At 46.0% G+C, this 14125-nt stretch carries 13 protein-coding genes; 5 read left to right on the top strand and 8 right to left on the bottom strand.

The genetic code is table 11. The features are described 5' to 3' along the window. Positions 1 to 30: 30 nt before the first annotated feature. The 4 genes from carA to uxaC all read right to left on the bottom strand — a co-directional run bounded on the left by carA (position 31) and on the right by uxaC (position 5449). A complete protein-coding gene (carA, locus tag FYJ73_RS10490) occupies positions 31 to 1107 on the bottom strand; it encodes a glutamine-hydrolyzing carbamoyl-phosphate synthase small subunit (protein ID WP_154534694.1) in 1077 nt (358 codons plus the stop codon). After that, entirely contained in the window at positions 1107 to 3029 is a 1923-nt protein-coding gene (locus FYJ73_RS10485) for an amidophosphoribosyltransferase (RefSeq protein WP_154534670.1), read from the bottom strand. The genes carA and FYJ73_RS10485 overlap by 1 nt, the downstream gene beginning before the upstream one ends. Before the next feature lie 102 nt (positions 3030 to 3131). After that, a complete protein-coding gene (locus FYJ73_RS10480) occupies positions 3132 to 3932 on the bottom strand; it encodes a polysaccharide biosynthesis/export family protein (RefSeq protein ID WP_154534669.1) in 801 nt (266 codons plus the stop codon). 110 nt (positions 3933 to 4042) lie between these two features. Further along, complete coding sequence (gene uxaC / locus FYJ73_RS10475; protein WP_154534668.1) at positions 4043 to 5449, bottom strand: glucuronate isomerase; 1407 nt, start codon at positions 5447 to 5449, stop codon at positions 4043 to 4045. A 140-nt stretch (positions 5450 to 5589) separates the two neighbouring features. Here uxaC and FYJ73_RS10470 point away from each other — a divergent pair, with 140 nt between their 5' ends. Then, positions 5590 to 6615 carry an asparaginase gene (locus FYJ73_RS10470; RefSeq protein ID WP_154534667.1) on the top strand — a complete coding sequence of 342 codons (1026 nt, stop codon included), beginning with the start codon at positions 5590 to 5592 and terminating at the stop codon, positions 6613 to 6615. Positions 6616 to 6854: 239 nt separating this feature from the next. Here FYJ73_RS10470 and FYJ73_RS10465 read toward each other — a convergent pair whose 3' ends face one another. Genes FYJ73_RS10465 through rpmB form a run of 3 tightly spaced genes read right to left on the bottom strand, consistent with a single transcriptional unit; the run spans position 6855 to position 7522 of the window. Further along, complete coding sequence (locus tag FYJ73_RS10465; RefSeq protein ID WP_154534666.1) at positions 6855 to 7013, bottom strand: DUF4295 domain-containing protein; 159 nt, start codon at positions 7011 to 7013, stop codon at positions 6855 to 6857. 51 nt (positions 7014 to 7064) lie between these two features. Next, positions 7065 to 7253, bottom strand: a complete 189-nt coding sequence (gene rpmG / locus FYJ73_RS10460; protein ID WP_154534665.1) for a 50S ribosomal protein L33 — start codon at positions 7251 to 7253, stop codon at positions 7065 to 7067. A gap of 5 nt (positions 7254 to 7258) precedes the next feature. Further along, positions 7259 to 7522: a 50S ribosomal protein L28 gene (gene rpmB / locus FYJ73_RS10455; RefSeq protein WP_154534664.1), complete on the bottom strand. Its 264-nt coding sequence runs from the start codon at positions 7520 to 7522 to the stop codon at positions 7259 to 7261. A gap of 267 nt (positions 7523 to 7789) precedes the next feature. Between rpmB and FYJ73_RS10450 the strand changes: the two genes are divergently transcribed. After that, positions 7790 to 8605 carry an MBL fold metallo-hydrolase gene (locus FYJ73_RS10450; protein WP_154534663.1) on the top strand — a complete coding sequence of 272 codons (816 nt, stop codon included), beginning with the start codon at positions 7790 to 7792 and terminating at the stop codon, positions 8603 to 8605. 32 nt (positions 8606 to 8637) lie between these two features. Here FYJ73_RS10450 and tamL read toward each other — a convergent pair whose 3' ends face one another. Then, a complete protein-coding gene (gene tamL / locus FYJ73_RS10445) occupies positions 8638 to 10878 on the bottom strand; it encodes a translocation and assembly module lipoprotein TamL (RefSeq protein ID WP_154534662.1) in 2241 nt (746 codons plus the stop codon). A 102-nt stretch (positions 10879 to 10980) separates the two neighbouring features. Here tamL and FYJ73_RS10440 point away from each other — a divergent pair, with 102 nt between their 5' ends. The 3 genes from FYJ73_RS10440 to hisB are packed head-to-tail and all read left to right on the top strand — an operon-like array spanning position 10981 to position 13874. After that, positions 10981 to 11742 carry an RNA methyltransferase gene (locus FYJ73_RS10440; RefSeq protein ID WP_154534661.1) on the top strand — a complete coding sequence of 254 codons (762 nt, stop codon included), beginning with the start codon at positions 10981 to 10983 and terminating at the stop codon, positions 11740 to 11742. A 28-nt stretch (positions 11743 to 11770) separates the two neighbouring features. Continuing rightward, entirely contained in the window at positions 11771 to 12772 is a 1002-nt protein-coding gene (locus tag FYJ73_RS10435) for a hypothetical protein (RefSeq protein ID WP_154534660.1), read from the top strand. Between the two features lie 25 nt (positions 12773 to 12797). Then, the gene (gene hisB / locus FYJ73_RS10430) at positions 12798 to 13874 is read left to right on the top strand and encodes a bifunctional histidinol-phosphatase/imidazoleglycerol-phosphate dehydratase HisB (protein WP_154534659.1); all 1077 of its coding nucleotides are present in this window, start codon (positions 12798 to 12800) and stop codon (positions 13872 to 13874) included. Positions 13875 to 14125: the final 251 nt, after the last annotated feature.

Below are 14125 nucleotides of genomic sequence, written 5' to 3'. Positions count from 1 at the left end.
TAATGAAACGAAAAAGATGACATCCCCCTATTACTTCAAACTCTCGACAAACTTGTCGAACATGAACATAGTGTCGAGCGGGCCGGCACATGCCTCAGGGTGGAACTGGGAGGAAAACCAAGGATTTGTCTTGTGGCGGATACCCTCGTTGGAGCCGTCATTCATGTTGACGAATAGCTCTTCCCAGTCTGATCCAAGCGTCTTGCCGTCAACGGCATAACCATGGTTCTGTGAAGTAATATAGCAATGGGTCGTTCCCACCATCTGTACTGGCTGATTGTGGGAGCGGTGACCATATTTCAGCTTATAGATGTTCGCACCCGAAGCTTTGCCAAGAAGTTGGTTACCCATGCAAATACCGCAAATGGGCTTGCGCGAACGGCTCATCTGCTTGCGGATAATGTCAACGGCAGCCTGACAAGTATCAGGATCACCAGGACCATTGGCCAGGAAAAGACCATCAAACTCCATGTCGGTATAGTCATAGTTCCATGGCACACGGACGACCTCTACGCCACGGTTGATGAGACAGCGAATGATATTGGCCTTCACACCACAGTCGACAAGCACAACTTTCTTACCGGCTCCTTCGTTGTAGTGGATGATTTCCTTGCAGGAAACCTTCTCAACAAAGTTCACTCCCTCGTACTCAGCCTTAGGCTGATTGTCTGGATCGTCGTCGAAAATAATCTTTCCCATCATCACACCATGCTCGCGCAGCACCTTTGTAAGCTGACGCGTATCGATGCCTGTGATGCCCGGCACATGCTCGCGCTTAAGCCATGAGCCAAGACTTTCTACTGCATTCCAATGGCTATACGCTTCGCTATAGTCAGACACGATGATGGCAGAAGCATAAATCTTGTCGCTCTCCATAAAAGTGGGCAATCCATTCTTTTCAAAAGTAAAAGGAGGGACACCATAGTTACCAACTAAAGGAAAGGTGAGTGTCATCAGCTGTCCGGCATAGGAAGGATCGGTAAGGGATTCCGGATAACCCATCATAGCTGTATTGAACACCACTTCGCCGGCTACGGGTTGATCATAGCCAAACGACTTGCCATGGAACTTTGTCCCATCAGACAATACCAAGGTTACATTCTTCATCATTTCGCGTTATTGTGGTCTATTGATTGTGTGGAGGCTGTTTTATACACCTTCTCAAAAAAATTCACATAAGCCTGGTTGCACAGACGAGTGCCACCCGGCGTGGGATAGTGTCCGGAGAAATACCAATCACCCGGATTGTTGGGGATTGCCTGATGCAGACCGTCAAGACTCTGATAGACAATGTCGATCGGGGTCGTCATACCCTCAGGACGGAGCATCTCCACAATCTTGTGGTTGATCTCGTCGACAGAGAACGGTGCATAGATGTCACGTACAGCATTCTGCATTTCCTCGCGGGGCTTGGATAGCTCTGCAAGGCACTCTTTATATACGTTCTCCAGTATGCTTTCCATACCACGTTCCTTGAGCAGGGCTACTGTAGCACGGAAAACACAGAACTCCTCCAGACGAGGCATGTCGATGCCATAGTAGTCGGGGTAGCGAATCTGTGGTGCCGAACTGACCATTACAATCTTTTTAGGATGGAGACGGTCGAGGATATGGAGAATACTCTCCTTGAGCGTGGTACCGCGAACTATACTGTCGTCAATGATGACGAGATTGTCGACATAAGGTTCAAGAGAGCCGTAAGTGATATCGTAGACATGGGCTGCAAGATCATTGCGGGCATTGCCCTCGGTGATGAACGTACGAAGCTTGATGTCTTTCCAAGCCACTTTTTCACAGCGCACATACTCGGAAAGAATATCAAGGAGTTCCTCATGTGTAGGAGTATGTCCAAGACTCTCGATACGTTCTATCTTCCGTTCTATGACATGCTTCTTGAAACCGTCGAGCAAACCATAGAAAGCAGACTCGGCTGTGTTAGGGATGAAAGAGAAGACCGTGTGGCGGGTGTCACCGCCTATAGACTTAAGAACTGCGGGAACAAGCTGCTCGCCGAGTTTCTTGCGCTCACGATAGATGTCCTGATCAGAGCCGCGAGAGAAATAGATGCGCTCAAAGGAGCAAGCCGCGTTGCTCTGCGGCTCAAGGATCTTCTTGATCACCGTCTCACCATTACTGCGCACGATGAGTGCCGTTCCAGGCTTAAGTTCCTGAACATCGTCATACTCGATATCGAACGTTGTCTGTAAGACGGGGCGCTCAGAGGCAAGCACGACAACCTCATCATTCTTGTAATAGAAAGCGGGGCGAATTCCGTGGGGGTCACGCATCGCAAACATCTCGCCGCTGCCGGTAATCCCCGTCACGACATAACCTCCATCGAAATGCTTCATCGTAGTTTTAAGCACATTTTCCATCTTGACATGCTCGTCGATGTAGCGCGTGATATTTTGATCCTCCAGTCCTTGCTTCTTTGCCTCACGGAAGTTACGCTCCACCTCACGGTCAAGACGGTGGCCCATGAGCTCGAGCATGATATAGCTGTCGCTGTAGATACGGGGGCACTGTCCTTGGCGGGTAAGTTCCTCAAACACCTCCTCCACATTGGTCATATTGTAGTTGCCGCAGAGACAGAGGTTCTTAGCTCTCCAATTGTTGCGACGGAGGAAAGGATGAACATATTTCAGTCCGCTCTTGCCCGTGGTGGAGTAACGAAGATGCCCCATATAGAGTTCGCCGGCAAAAGGTACCTCTTGAAGGTTGGAGTCGACAAAGACGCTGTTTTCCTTAACCACCTGATTGATTTGTCGGTTGGCTGAGCCAAAGATCTCTGTTATGGCATTAGGGCCTTCCGCACGCTCACGGAACATATATTCATTTCCCGGCTGAGTGTTCAGTTTGACGGAAGCGATACCAGCACCTTCCTGTCCACGGTTATGCTGTTTCTCCATCATCAGATAGAGCTTGCCCAAACCGTATCTCCACGTACCGTATTTCTCCTGATAGTAACTAAGAGGTTTAAGGAGCCGCACCAAAGCCACTCCACAGTCTTCGTGAATGTTGTTTTCCATCAACGATCTTCCTTTATTTACAAGATAAATGTATTGCTTAAAAAAAAGATTGAAACCATCACCCAACGTATCGTTAAGAGATATTCCAATCTTCTTTCAAAATTAATTTCTTAAGATGTTCACCAACAAAGACGCAACAGATGTCACGATTCCCATAAACGAGATCCACAACGTAGTCATACTGCCGATCGATGAGTTCTGTGCCTTGATTGAGTTAGGCTGAACGTAGACAATATCGTTTTGTTGCAGATAATAATATGGTGAGTTGATGATATTTGCATCATTCAAGTCAAGACGATGCGCATGCTTTTCACCGGTAGAATCTTCGCGAATGAGAAGCACGTTATCACGCCTACCATAGATAGACAAGTCCCCCGCGGTAGCCAACGCCTCAATGATACTCATTTTTTCTGTAGTCACGGGAACTACTTGCGGATTACCGACCTCACCAATCACCGTTACGCGGTAACTGGACATTCTAACGGTGACAATAGGATTTTCTTGAGCATTCAAATAAGGTTTCACCTTAGACTTTATAAGATTTTCACATTGTGTCTTGGTCAAGCCTTCTACATGAATTTTACCTACTATCGGAAAATTGATACATCCCTCATTGTCGACCAAATAGCCTTGCAACATTCCACCACCCGTGCTGAGCTGTCCACCTGTACCGACGGTGTTATTAACAGAAAGGTTAAACGGTGCAGAGGCATCGGGATTCGTGGTTATCACAGTAATCGTCAACATATCCTTCGGCATGATTTTGGCATCATAGAGGCCACGGGAGGCAGAAAGATTCAATGTATCGATGTTCTGGAAATAAGCAACTTTCTTGCTGCTCGCGCACGACCCCATGAATAAAGCGAAAGCCGCGACAATAAGAGGTATGAGTAATTTCTTCATATCCGTGGTTGAACGTTTATTTATCTTTGCAAAATTACAATATTATTTCCAAAAGGCAAAGGAAATCCGCTAAAAAAACAGAGCTTCCTCTACTTCTTGCCTATTCTCGCTTATTCGTAGAAGCGAAAATAGCGCCGGGCATTATAATAAGAGATGTCTTCTACCATACGAGCAAGGTCCTCCCGACTATCAGGAAGCAAACCTCGCTCAACATCATTGCCCAAAATATTGCACAACAGACGCCGGAAATATTCATGGCGAGGATAACTCAGGAAAGAACGACTGTCGGTGAGCATACCCACAAAACGGGAGAGCAGTCCCAACATAGAAAGCGCATTGATCTGCTTGGTCATGCCGTCGAGTTGATCATTAAACCACCAGCCGGAGCCAAACTGGATCTTGCCGGGTTCCGTACCATCTTGAAAATTGCCGAGCATTGTGGCTATCATTTCATTGGCCGAAGGGTTGAGGCAATAGAGGATCGTGCGCGTGAGCTTATGTTTTGAGTTGAGTTCATCCAAAAAGCTGCTCAAAGCCTTTGCTGTACTAAACTCACCGATAGAGTCGAAGCCGGTATCAGGCCCCAGTTGCTCATACATACACGTATTGTTATTGCGGATAGCACCATAGTGATACTGTTGTGTCCATCCGGCGTCATAGTCCATCTCCCCACAATCTTTCAAGAAAGCATGCTTATACTGATGCACCTCCAGGGTTGAGAGCCGCAAGCCACGCAATGCTTTACTAAAAATTGTTTCGATCTGAGAAGAAGTATACGGCTCACAATAGAACTCCTCAACGCCATGATCCGAGAGGCGACATCCATTCTCATGAAAAAAGTCGTGACGGCGTTGCAGAGCATCGATAAGATGCTGATAACTGTCAACCTCGATTCCGCTTACCTCAGAAAGCCGATCCATGTAGGCAGAGAAATCGGGATGTTCGATATTCATCGCCTTGTCAGGTCGCCAAGCTGGCAACATCTTTATCTCGAAGCCACTCTCACGTGTCACTTTATGCCAGTGCAGGTCATCGACAGGATCATCAGTAGTACAGACGCATTCCACATGATAGTGACGCATGAGCCCTCGGGCACTAAACTCGGGTTGTTGAAGCTTTTCATTACAGATATCATAGATTTCACGGGCCGTAGAGGGCGAAAGCAACTTTTCGATTCCAAAAGCTGTCTTTAATTCAAGATGAGTCCAGTGATACAAAGGATTACGAAAACAATAAGGCACTGTCTCAGCCCATTTCTCAAACTTTTCCCAATCGGAAGTGTCTGTTCCTGTACAATAACGCTCATCTACGCCATTGCTACGCATAGCTCTCCACTTATAATGATCCCCTCCCAACCAAAGTTCTGTGATGCTTCGAAAATGATAGTCTTCTGCCACCATCTTAGGGTCGAGATGGCAATGATAATCAATGATTGGCAGCTTCGCAGCATGATTATGATACAAGTCTTTAGCCACATCAGACTCTAAGAGGAAGTCCTCATCCATGAATTTCTTCATATTTGATTCTATTTTTAACGGATTGACTAATAATTGTAAGTGGTAGAACGATTACCTAAAGTCATAAATGCAAATATACAGTATTTATTTGGAATATAGACTAAATTAAATTACTTTTGCAGAAAAAACTAAGAATAGCGATGAACAAGGTAATGCTTATCTATACGGGTGGCACAATCGGCATGGGGCAAAATCCTCAGACAGGCGCATTGGAACCACTGGATTTCAACCATCTCGTTGAGTCAATGCCGGAGTTTCAACTGATCAAAGCCGACATTGACGTCTACCAGTTCACGCCTCCCATTGACTCCAGCGAGATGTCGCCCACACAATGGGCACAACTCGTGAGGATCATCAACCGAAACTATGACGACTACGACGGTTTCGTAGTACTACACGGTACGGACACAATGGCATATACAGCCTCTGCTCTCTCTTTTATGCTCGAAGGACTGACCAAGCCCGTGATCCTTACCGGATCCCAACTGCCCATTGGCCAGTTAAGAACCGACGGTAAGGAAAATCTTGTGACAAGTATAGAGCTTGCCGCGTTGAAGGATGAGTACGGACACGCCCGCGTGCCGGAGGTATGTATATACTTTAGCGGTGTTCTGCTTCGAGGGAACCGTTCTACAAAGATCAATGCAGACGGTTTCAACGCTTTCGACTCTTTTAACTATCCTCACCTGTGTGAGGCAGGAGTAAACTTTTCATTTCATGATCACCATATATTAAAACCCGACTTCAGTAAGCGGATGCAAGCCCATCTGGCAATGGACACCAACGTGGTTGTCTTCAGTCTCTTCCCCGGCATCCAAGAGGGAATTCTCAGACAAGTGCTGCAACTGCAAAGCCTTAAAGGTATAGTCATGCGCAGTTTTGGCAGTGGCAACGCAATGAAAAGTCCATGGCTCATGCACCTGCTCAAAGAAGCGACCCAAAAGGGAATCGTCATTGTGAATATCAGCCAGTGTGTAGCCGGCACCGTGGAGATGAGTCGCTATGACACCGGGTACCAGCTCAAAGACATTGGCGTCATCTCAGGCCACGACTCTACCGTAGAAGCAGCAGTCACCAAACTCATGTATCTACAGTCTCAATACAACGATCCAAATACCATCCGCAACTTGATGGCAAGAAGCATTGCCGGCGAGATCACTATCTAAGCCAACAAAAGGCAAACAAAAAAGAGACGCACAGAGAAAGCTTAGCTCCACCATTGAAATAACATATCAAGAATAGTAAAATAGAAATCCATATCTTCTACAATGCTACTTGATAAGCTATTTCTTTCGCAAAATGGTCTAATATATTAAAATCGACTCACCAACAAAAAAAACAAGAGGTTGAACCCAAACCAGTCCAACCTCTTGTACATTTATCTTTAAAGTATCAAAATCCGAGATTACTTCTTAAAGAAATCCTTGACGGCCTCATTGGGAACCATCTGCTCATCGAAGATGTAAGCACCTGTCTTAGGGCTCTTTACCATCTTAATAACCTTTGAATATGCGCGACCATCCGTAGAACCTTCATGGAGGGTAGCGACCGCTTTCTTTGCCATAGTCTATATGTATCTTTTAACTATTAACGTAAAACGAGAACTCTGGTGAGATTACTTGATCTCCTTGTGAAGTGTCATCTTTTTCAAGATGGGATTGTACTTCATAAGCTCCAGACGCTCGGGAGTATTCTTGCGGTTCTTTGTCGTTACATAACGGCTAGTGCCTGGCAGACCAGAGTTTTTCATCTCTGTGCATTCCAGAATCACCTGAACTCTATTTCCTTTCGACTTCTTTGCCATGATGATTATTCTCCTAATACTTTAATGTCCTTCCAATCGCAGTAGCCCTTAGAGACTGCCTGCTTCAGAGCTGCATCCAGTCCAACCTTATTGATAAGACGAAGACCAGCGGCACTAATCTTGAGCGAAATCCAGCAGTTCTCCTCTACATAGAAGAACTTCTTGCTGAAGAGATTAACGTCAAAGCTGCGCTTTGTGTGGTGCTTTGAGTGAGACACATTACAACCTCTCTGTGCCTTCTTGCCTGTAATCTGACAAATCTTAGACATCGCTATTCTTTGTTTTTGATTCGATTTTTGATACTTATTCCAAACAGAGTGCAAAGTTAGCAATCTTTTTTTTGATTCGCAAATATTTAGTTGGCTAATCTTGACTATTAACTATTTTTTTGTTTTTTCGATTCCATATTCTCTTTCCTTTTTCTTTGTTCAAATAATGACCCAAAAACAGACTTTTTACACCATTAAGCTTTTTTGTATTGCAAAAAGAGTGATTATTGAAGAGAAATATTTATCTTTGTAGAAAATTATAACGCAATGCTGCATTTTATCTCATTCGGCAGCGGCAGTAGCGGCAACTGCAGCCTGATATACAACGAAAAAGAAGGGTTGCTCATTGACGCTGGCATCGGTGTCCGTATTTTGAAAAAACACTTGAAAAACTACGGCCTAAACATTTCCAATATTAGGTCTATACTGGTCACACACGATCATGCTGATCATGTGAAATCCGTGGGTAGTGTGAGCAAAGATTATCATATTCCTGTATATACCACGCGCAAAGTGCACGAAGGCATAGAGGAGAACTGGTGTGTGAGAACCAAGGTACCCCAAGACATGTCTTTTGTTGTAGAGAAAGGACAGCCGTTTCATGTGGGCGATTTTACCATTACTGCCTTCGGGGTACCACACGACAGTAAGGATAATGTCGGCTATTGCATTAAGGCAGAAGGCGTCACGTTCGTGTTGATGACAGATATCGGGCATTTCACAGACGAAATGCTGGAGTATGTCGGACGCGCCAATTATCTCGTCATAGAAGCTGACTACGAAAAGGCCATGCTCGAAGCCGGTCCCTATCCCGTAGAACTGAAAAGAAGAATACAAAGTTCTCTGGGGCATACAAGCAATTTCGACTGTGGTCAAGTACTGGCTCACTATGCCACACCTGCGCTCAGAGGCGTATGGCTTTGCCACTTGAGCGACACTAACAATCAACCAGAAGTAGCCGAGAAAACGGTCAAGCAAGTGCTTAGAGCCAGCGGCATTGTTGCCAGCAATGATCCCGGCGCAGACTTCACCCTCAATGCGCTCAACAGAAAACTACCCACTGGCGTATTTGACTTGAAATGATTAACACACCACATTGTATAAGATGATGTGCTTTAAAAAGGCATACCCACAGCAAAGTGAAAAGTGAAGTCGCGCGAAAATTTAGGATGAAAGATCGCCCAATGCTCCTGTTGTGTTGTCCATGCGGGATTGATGGCTTTCATGCCTCCATCAAAGCGTAGAATGAAATAGCCGAAATTAATACGCAAGCCTAAACCATAGGAGACTGCTATCTGTTTGTAGAACTCATCGAAGCGGAATTGTCCTCCAGGCTGGTCTGTATAGTTGCGAAGCGTCCAAATGTTGCCGGCATCTATAAAGGCGGCACCATTGAATTTCCAAAAGAGAAAAGTGCGATACTCGGCGCTCAGGTCCAACTTCATATCGCCCGTCTGGTTGATAAAGTCTATGCGCCCGTCCTTACCGCGATAGCTACCAGGACCAAGCTCACGCACCGACCACCCCCTCACGCTGTTGGCGCCACCGGAGAAATAGCGCTTTTCAAAGGGCAGTACGGTACTGTTGGCATATGGATAGGCCAAGCCTAAGGCAGCATGGAGTACCAGCATATTGTGAGTATCGAACTGTTGGATACGTGTATAATCAAAATCAAATTTCAGATACTGGGCATAAGGTATATGATTGAAAAGCGTATACTGTCCATTATCGTTTTTTTTCAGTCCAATCAATGGCGAGAGCACTCTCAGCAGTCCTCCACCCGACTCGAAATTCATTTTCAACGCATTGACACCATTATTATAACTGAATCCTGCTCCCATCCTAAGGATGAAGAGATTCTCATAATTATAGCGTAGGATAGCATTCCGATTGGAGACATCGTCAAGGTAGTCTTTCTTGAAAGTGGCACTGATCCATGGCATGTAGACATAGTTCAGATCCAAAAGGTCAAAGCGGTAATGGGTATTGTGCCCTGGGTCAACCCAACGGTAGCGCCATCCAGCAGACAAGACACGGCGATGGAACTCTGGACGGTTTTGCATATCCCAAGCTAAAGACAACTCCGAAGTGGCATTACTCTGACGCCGGAAGCTTCGGGAGAGAAAAGGTGCCAAGAACTCGGGAAACTGTAGTTTTCCCTGTACACCATATTCTATATAGTCTTCATCGTTGTAGCCCTCCAACCCTGTAATGGCTTCGAAAGCACCACGCAACTGCACACTCAGCAATTCTGATCCATGTAGCAAGTTTTTATTCTCATAGATGAGAGACGCAGCGGCGCCTAAGTCACCCGCCGTGTTGGTACCTTCGGGTTGAAATGCAATTGTTGACCTTTTGTTCATGCTCAACTGGATATGGCAGTCCAAGAGATTGGAGTCCGGGACCTCGTTAAACAGAATATTGGTGTATTTCACCGCCTGAAGCCGGCTGAAATTAGAATAGGTCTTTTGTAGATCAGTGTTGCAAAAAGGCCGACCCACGGTGATCGCCGTATTGTTTTCCAATACATTCTTCCGCAGTCGTGCCCTGTCCGAGTCACCATCGAAATACTGAACAGAGCGGATGACATAACGGGGATGATCTGTAGGACGGACATCACTGTTGGCCTGGTATCTCTTAAGATGAAGCACGATACCCACCGAGCGGCTGTCGGACGAGGAATCTGCCGTAAAAGAGATAAAGTCCTTATGAAACTTGTAATAGCCAGAATCCTGAAGCAACGAAGTCAGCCGGTCGCGCTCTGACTCTAATGCCTTGATCGAGAAAGGTGCACCCTCACGCAGGAACGAAGAAGTTTGCTTTTGTCTCCACTGGGACACGTTATCGTCACCACCCAACATTTGTCGGATGGCAGGATCTTGAATATCATAACTGATATGTCCGAAACGGTATTGTGCCCGAGGGTGAAGCACGTAAACAGCCTTAAGCGAATGACCTCTGACAACAGTGTCAAGCGTGACATTGGCATGGAGATAGCCCTGGTTGATCATGGCCTGGCGTAAATCGTCCATTGTCAACCGTGCCGTGAGCGTGTCAAAGACCACAGGTTGCTCTCCAATATGCTTGAGGGTACGGTTGATCCATTTTGTACTGTCCTTGCCAGCAAGCGTATAGGTACCCATTGGTATCTTGAAAAGTGAAAACCATTTAGAGTTGGCTTTCTGACGAATATAAGGAAAGAGCTGTGAGGCATCGAACGATCGTACGTCGGATCTAATCTCCACAGAGGTGAGCAGATAACTTCCCTGGGGCACGTACTTGGAAGTGCTACATGCCGACAGAAAACTTATCACCAGGACAAGGAATACATAGAAATATGTAACTTTTGATTTCAACTGCTATATTTTTTGTACAAAGGTAATGTATTTTGTTGACAGATTACATAAAAATAACACATTATTTTTATCAGTTACAACATTAATCGCTAACTTTGCAATATGATAAGCAAGGCAAGAATAAAATTTGTTCATACACTTGAACAGAAAAAAGCACGCATACGCGAACAGCTCTTTGTCGCTGAAGGCCCCAAGGTCGTCGGTGAGCTGATGGCACGTTTTCAGCCCAAGATGCTTTTCCACACGGCAGACTGGCACTCTCCTCTTGGGGGAACGACCGGTGCGGAAACCGACGAAACGGTCAGCGAGGAAGAGTTGAAAAAGCTCTCATTCTTGCAGCACCCACAGCAGGTGCTCGCCGTTTTTCCCCTACCCCACACAGAAGCCACCAATATGGAGTTGCCAAGTCAACAGCTCTGTCTTGCCCTCGACGGTGTGCAGGATCCCGGCAACGTAGGGACAATCATCCGAGTGGCCGACTGGTTTGGCATCACACAAATCTACTGTTCACATGAGACCGCTGACGTTTACAATCCCAAGGTGGTCCAAGCCACGATGGGCAGTCTGGCCAGAGTGGACATACACTATACCGATCTGGCGGCACTCATCGACCATCTCCCTAAAAGCTGTCCAGTCTATGGTACTCTACTTGACGGGAATAATCTGTATCAGCAAGAGTTGAGTAACCAGGGGCTTATCGTCATGGGCAACGAAGGTAAAGGACTAACGGACGAAATCAGACAACGCGTCAACCACAGACTGTTGATCCCCAACTATCCCAAAGGCAGAGACACGGCAGAGAGCTTAAACGTTGCTATTGCCACCGCCATCGTGTGCGCGGAGTTTAGAAGAAGAATAGAATAAACCGAATAAACAGACTGGAAACATGAACATGAATACAAAACATATTGAAAATGAACTTTATAAATTAAGAAGTGTCAGAGCCTGCATCAAGTCAGCAACAGACATGATGATCAGTAATCCTCTGACTATTCTTCGCCGTACTTGGCTGCCAACCTTGGTGCTGAGTATCGTTTCGGGGATCAGTATCTTACTGCCTTCCCTCTTTGAGTCCCAGCAACCAACCACGACAGAAATAACCACTGTAAGTACACCTCTTATGATTCTCAGTGCCATCTTACTCGTCGCTTACATAGCTGTTGCGTCATGGTGGGGTGCTTCTGTGATCAGTCTGCTGACCGGTCGCAAGGTGAAAGACAATATCCGGCGCATGCTGTACTTGTTATTGGCAATGATTGGGCTATATGTCATCTTGGGCATATGCGTTTCTGTGGGTTATATGCTGCCTATGTTTGGCGACAAAACTTCTTTGGGCCATCCTACCATAGTCTCACCTTTAGTGGCAGGCTTCATACTTGTCTTAGCCCTTATCTTTATCCTGCCCATTGGCTATTCTGCCATGAAATATCTCGTAGAGCCACAACAAAAAGTGATGAGCATTGTCGGCAAGCCTTATATAACAGGACTGCACCGCTGGGGCTTCCTCTTTCTGACAACCCTGCTTGGCGGTATCATCATCAGTATTCTCATCATCATTACCGGTATTCCGGAAATCATCCTTGAGACTGCTAAAAAATCCAACGACATTGGGATGGCAATGGGCGACAGCAATGGTCTAAGTGCATCTTTCATGGTACTGCAGTTCTTCGTCACTATCCTGTGCTACTTCATTTGGTACTATATTTATTGCTGGATGAACTTTGTTTATTACTATGTGTATGGTAGTATCGAAGCTAAGGAAAAAGCCAAAAAGGATATTGTCACTGTTACCACAAGCAATAGTGCAAACAACAGCGGCTCTATGGCCTTGGACAAGCACTTAAAAGAAAGAAAGGCATCTGACAGCAGACTTGACATAGAAGATATACAATAAAAATCATATTTATTAAAAAGGAGAGATGGAAAAACAACGCATTCTTTTTATCGACCGAGACGGAACACTTATCGAAGAGCCCGATGATGAGCAGATCGACTCTTTTGAGAAACTACGCTTTGTGCCCGGCGTTTTCAGCAACCTGGGATATATCCGCAAACGCATGGGATTCCGCTTTGTGATGGTCACCAATCAAGACGGACTTGGCACGCCGTCGTTTCCCGAAGAGACATTTTGGCCCGTGCACCGGCTGATGCTTCAAGCTTTGGAAAGCGAGGGAATTGTCTTTGACGACCAACTCATCGACCGTCATTTTCCAGAAGACAACTCTCCGGAGCGCAAGCCCGGTACCGCCATGCTGAAGGAATACATCGACAATCCAGCTTACGACATTGCCGGAAGCTATGTCATCGGTGATAGAGAGAGTGATGAGCAGTTGGCCAAGAATCTGGGATGCAAGGCCATCATCCTCGGACGCGACGGCATGACCTGGGAAAAAGCAGCCGAACTGCTGATTGCCGGAGAACGCACGGCAGAGGTGAGACGTACCACCAAGGAGACTGACATCCTCGTACGTGTCAACCTCGACGGGTCGGGCAAGACAGACATTGACACAGGGCTTGGATTCTTTGACCATATGCTGGAGCAAATTGGCAAACATGGTATGATCGACCTCACCGTACACACAAAAGGTGATCTTTGGGTCGATGAGCACCATACCATTGAGGACACTGGCATAGCACTGGGCGAGTGCATACTCAAAGCATTAGGCGACAAGCGTGGCATTGAACGTTATGGATTCTGTTTGCCTATGGACGATTGTCTGTGTCAGGTAGCTATCGACTTTGGCGGACGACCATGGCTCGTCTGGGATGCTGAGTTCCACAGGGAAAAGATCGGGGAGATGCCAACGGAAATGTTCATGCACTTCTTTAAGAGTTTCAGTGATGCTGCACGTATCAACCTAAACATTAAAGCGGAGGGCGAGAACGAGCACCACAAGATAGAAGGCATCTTCAAAGCTCTGGCGCGTAGCTTGAAAATGGCAGTAAGAAGAGATATCCACCATTTAGTGCTACCATCTACGAAAGGGACATTATAATTACGATTATATATAAATAAAATAAGGAGAGCAGAATGAACCTGCTCTCCTTATTTTATATTATAGGTTCTATAATCTGAGTGATAGACCTCTCTAACCCATTATGAACATATCGACCCACGGAAAATATCCAGTGCGCCGAATATTCCCGCTGATTTTTTCTCACGGATTAAACAGATCCCACTCAAGTGCATTCATGCACTACATAATAGCATCTGAATAGAAATCTGCGAGATCTGCGAAATATGCGT

Origin of the sequence: Hallella mizrahii, from assembly GCF_009695775.1 — a bacterium.
Lineage (GTDB): Bacteria > Bacteroidota > Bacteroidia > Bacteroidales > Bacteroidaceae > Prevotella > Prevotella mizrahii.
The sequence above is the reverse complement of the archived record's forward strand: the minus strand, read 5'-3'. Positions and strand labels throughout refer to the sequence as shown.